The following is a 3,685-nucleotide window of genomic DNA, read 5'->3' as shown; positions in this document are numbered from 1 at the left end:
GCCCGAGCCCGCCCCCGCGCCGATTCCCGTCCTCTACCAGGACGAATGCCTCGCCGTGGTCGACAAGCCCGCCGGCCTGATGGTCCACGACAGCAAGCTGGCGCGCGGCGAGGATGACTTCCTGGCCGACCGCCTGCGCGAGCAGTTCGGCCGCCAGGTGTTCCTGGTCCACCGGCTCGACCGCGCCACCAGCGGCTGCCTGCTGCTGGCCTTCGACCGCGAGAGCGCCAGCGCGCTCGGCAAGGCGCTGATGGCCGGCGAGGTGGAAAAGGATTACCTGGCGATCTGCCGCGGCTGGCCGGCCGAGGAACGCCTCACCGTGGACCACGCGCTGGATGGCGGCCCGGGCAAGCCGCAGAAGAAGGACGCGGTCACCGAGTTCGAGCGGCTGGCCTGCGGCGAGCTGGAAGTGCCCTCCACCGGCTTTCCGACCTCGCGCTATGCGCTGCTGCGTTGCCGGCCGCTGACCGGGCGCTTCCGGCAGATCCGCCGGCACCTCAAGCATCTCTCGCACCACCTCATCGGCGATACCAGCCATGGCGACGGACGGCATAACCGCACGTTCCGCATGCTCGGCGTGCACCGCATGCTGCTGCATGCCGAACGGCTGGCCTTCCCGCATCCGGTGGATGGGCGCCGGATGGAGGTGTTCGCCGCGCCGGAAGGCGAGTTCGCCAAGGCGATGGGCTTGTTCGGGTGGACGTACGGCGGGAAGGCCGCCGGCTGAAGCCGGCGAACACGCCGTAAATCAGGGTTTCGCGGGCTTGGCCGGCGCCGGTGCCGGCGCAGTAGCCGGTTCGGCCAGGATCTGGTTCAGGTCCTTCTGCAGGTCGGCCATCATCGGCGTCATCTTCTGCTGGATCGCCTCCATCACGTTGCGCATCAACAGCGGCGTCTTGTCCAGCAGGCTCTGGCCGGCCGGGCTCTCGTAGAACTCGGCCATCGCGATCACGTCCTCGCGCGAGAACGTGCGCTTGTACAGGTCCACGTACATCGGCCGCATCTGCGACCACGACAGCGCCTGGCCCAGCGTTTGCCGCGTGCGGTCCTGCACCTGTTTCAGCTGCGCCTGCTGGGTGGCGGTGAGCGGACGTTCGGCGGCCACGCGGGCGAACTGCTCGCGCTGCATCTGTTCCAGCTGCGGCAGCATGCTGTCGAGCATCGTCTGCGCGCGCGAGGCGGCAAGCAGGCGATTGACGTCGGCATCGGTCGGCGGCGCGGCCTGGGCGGCCAGCGCGGCGAAGGCGAGCAGCAAGGCCAGGCATCCACGCATCGGCAGGCCCGGCCTGCGGACGGAAATTGCGATCATCGTCGTGCATCCTGCTGGGGATCGGCGGCCAGCATACCCCGATCACCCGGTTTTGAAGGAAAAGGCGGCGCAGCGTCATCGGCCTTGATTACAATCCAGCGCATGGCCGCAGAACCGCTCCAGATCAACGCGCACCTGGTGATCCCGCCCGGGGAGATCGTCGAGCGTTTCGTGCGTGCCAGCGGCGCCGGCGGGCAGAACGTCAACAAGGTCTCCACCGCGGTGGAACTGCGCTTCGACGTGGCCGGCTCGCCCTCGCTGCCCGAGCCGGTGCGCATGCGCCTGCTGGCCAAGCGCGACCGCCGCATGACCGGCGAGGGCGTGCTGGTCATCGACGCCCAGCGCTTCCGCACCCAGGACCGCAACCGCGAGGACGCCCGCGCGCGCCTGGCCGATTTCATCGCCGGCGGCCTGGCGGCACCCAAGCGAAGGATCGCCACGAAACCCACCCGCGGCTCGCAGCTGCGCCGCCTCGATACCAAGCGCGAGCGCAGCCAGGTCAAGCGCGGGCGCTCGTCTTCCCACTGGGAGTAACCCTTGAGCCACACCGATCTGCTGTCCCAGCCCGCGCCGCCCGAGATGCCGCCGGGCGGCCATTCCGCCTTCCTGCAGGGGCTGGCGCGCCGCATCCTGCGCGCCACGGGATGGAAAGTGGTCGGGACGCTGCCCAACGTGCCCAAGGCGGTGATGATCGTCGCCCCGCATTCGTCCAACTGGGACGGGTTCTGGGGCTTCGCGGCGAAGATCGCGCTGAACTTCGAGGTGCGCGTGCTCGGCAAGGCGCAGCTGTTCTGGTGGCCGCTGGGCCCGGTGCTGAAGAAGCTAGGCGCCATCCCGCTGGACCGCAGCTCGCCGCAGGGCACCATCGGCCAGGCGGTGCGGCTGATCCGGCGGTCCGAGCGCATGTGGTACGTGATCACGCCCGAAGGCACGCGCAAGCGGGTGGAGCACTGGAAGAACGGCTTCTGGAAGATCGCCCGCGATGCCGGCGTGCCGATCATCCCGGCCTACTTCGACTATCCCAGCAAGACCATCGGCGTCGGCGAGCTGTTCTGGCCCACCGAGGACCTGCAGGCCGACATGGCCGCGATCCGCACCTGGTACCGCCCGTGGCGCGGCAAGAACCGCGACACCTTGTAAGCCCGTTTCGAGGAACCGCGATGTCCAAGCGCCTGCGTGCCCGCCTGCTGGGCCTGACCCTGTCCGCCTGCGCCGCGCCTGCGCTGGCCGCCACCCCCGTGCTGGTGATCCATGGCGGTGCCGGCGTGGAGAAGGGCAGCCTCTCGGCCGAAGAACAGGCCGCCGCGCGCGAGGCCATGGCGCGCGCGCTGCGTGCCGGCCATGACGTGCTGCAGAAGGGCGGCAGCGCGGTGGACGCGGTCGCCGCGACCATCACCGTGATGGAGGATGCCCCGCAGTTCAACGCCGGGCGTGGCGCGGTGTTCACCCATGACGGCCGCAACGAGCTGGACGCGGCGATCATGGACGGCGACAGCGGCCAGGCCGGCGCCATCGCCGGCGTGCACCGGGTACGCAACCCGATCCAGCTGGCCAAGGCGGTGATGCAGCACTCCGCGCACGTGATGCTGGCGGGCGAGGGCGCGGAGGTGTTCGCCAAGGAACAGGGCATTGCCCTGGTCGATCCGTCCTACTTCCGCACGGACAAGCGCTGGCAGCAGCTGCAGAAGGCGCTGAAGGAAGAAGCCGCCGGGCAGGCGCATGCCGATGTGGAGACCGCCAAGCATTTCGGCACCGTCGGCGCGCTGGCGCTGGACGCACGGGGCCACCTGGCCGCCGGCACGTCCACCGGCGGCATGACCAACAAGCGCTACGGTCGCGTCGGCGACTCGCCGGTGATCGGCGCGGGCACCTATGCCAACCGCCAGTGCGCGGTGTCCGGCACGGGCTGGGGCGAGTACTACCTGCGCGCCGTGGCTGCGTACGACATCTGCGCCCGCGTGAAATACGCCGGGCACTCGGTGCAGCAGGCCGCCGAGGCCGTCATCGACCAGGAGATCCCGGCGGCCGGCGGCAATGGCGGCGCCATCGCCCTGGATGCGCAGGGGAACATGGCCTTCCCGTTCAACACCCAGGGCATGTACCGGGGCTGGATCGGGGCCGACGGTGTGCCGCATGTGGCGATCTTCACCGACGAAGCGTTTCCAACGCACTGAACCGGCCGCCGGCCACCCTATGGCACATGGCGGGCCCCGCCCGAACGCGCTAGGGTGCGGCCACTCGTCGTTCAACCCCGTACTCCCAGGAGTTCCTGTCCATGACGCGCACTGTCGTATTGGCCGCTGCCATCAGCCTGGCGCTGGCCGCCTGTTCCGGTAAAGAGTCCACCCCCGTGTCCGAAACCGCCGCCCCCGCCGC

The 3,685-nt window shown here is 70.0% G+C and carries 5 protein-coding genes; 4 read left to right on the top strand and 1 reads right to left on the bottom strand.

Going from position 1 to position 3,685, the window contains the following annotated elements; all coding sequences use genetic code 11:
- Window positions 1–22: 22 nt before the first annotated feature.
- The gene (locus ARC20_RS00835; RefSeq protein ID WP_081417963.1) at window positions 23–727 is read left to right on the top strand and encodes a pseudouridine synthase; all 705 of its coding nucleotides are present in this window, start codon (window positions 23–25) and stop codon (window positions 725–727) included.
- 21 nt (window positions 728–748) lie between these two features.
- Here ARC20_RS00835 and ARC20_RS00830 read toward each other — a convergent pair whose 3' ends face one another.
- On the bottom strand, window positions 749–1,309 hold the full coding sequence (locus ARC20_RS00830; RefSeq protein ID WP_057642901.1) for a DUF2059 domain-containing protein: 561 nt from the start codon (window positions 1,307–1,309) through the stop codon (window positions 749–751).
- A gap of 102 nt (window positions 1,310–1,411) precedes the next feature.
- On the opposite strand from ARC20_RS00830, the gene arfB reads away from it, so the two are divergent.
- Genes arfB through ARC20_RS00815 form a run of 3 tightly spaced genes read left to right on the top strand, consistent with a single transcriptional unit; the run spans window position 1,412 to window position 3,483 of the window.
- Window positions 1,412–1,843 (top strand): alternative ribosome rescue aminoacyl-tRNA hydrolase ArfB, encoded by a 432-nt coding sequence (gene arfB, locus ARC20_RS00825; protein ID WP_057642899.1) that lies wholly within the window; start codon window positions 1,412–1,414, stop codon window positions 1,841–1,843.
- Window positions 1,844–1,888: 45 nt separating this feature from the next.
- The gene (locus tag ARC20_RS00820) at window positions 1,889–2,449 is read left to right on the top strand and encodes a lysophospholipid acyltransferase family protein (RefSeq protein ID WP_081417964.1); all 561 of its coding nucleotides are present in this window, start codon (window positions 1,889–1,891) and stop codon (window positions 2,447–2,449) included.
- 20 nt (window positions 2,450–2,469) lie between these two features.
- Window positions 2,470–3,483 carry an isoaspartyl peptidase/L-asparaginase family protein gene (locus ARC20_RS00815; protein WP_057642893.1) on the top strand — a complete coding sequence of 338 codons (1,014 nt, stop codon included), beginning with the start codon at window positions 2,470–2,472 and terminating at the stop codon, window positions 3,481–3,483.
- Window positions 3,484–3,685 lie beyond the last annotated feature (202 nt).

The organism is Stenotrophomonas panacihumi, from assembly GCF_001431645.1.
Classification (GTDB): domain Bacteria; phylum Pseudomonadota; class Gammaproteobacteria; order Xanthomonadales; family Xanthomonadaceae; genus Stenotrophomonas_A; species Stenotrophomonas_A panacihumi.
This window is presented reverse-complemented; position numbering and strand designations above follow the sequence as displayed.

Excerpts from the sequence above, each read along its gene's own strand:
- ARC20_RS00815 (WP_057642893.1), top strand. The coding sequence starts at position 2,470 with ATGTCCAAGCGCCTGCGTGCCCGCCTGCTGGGCCTGACCCTGTCCGCC.
- ARC20_RS00820 (WP_081417964.1), top strand. The coding sequence starts at position 1,889 with ATGCCGCCGGGCGGCCATTCCGCCTTCCTGCAGGGGCTGGCGCGCCGC.
- arfB (WP_057642899.1), top strand. The coding sequence starts at position 1,412 with ATGGCCGCAGAACCGCTCCAGATCAACGCGCACCTGGTGATCCCGCCC.
- ARC20_RS00830 (WP_057642901.1), bottom strand. The coding sequence starts at position 1,309 with ATGATCGCAATTTCCGTCCGCAGGCCGGGCCTGCCGATGCGTGGATGC.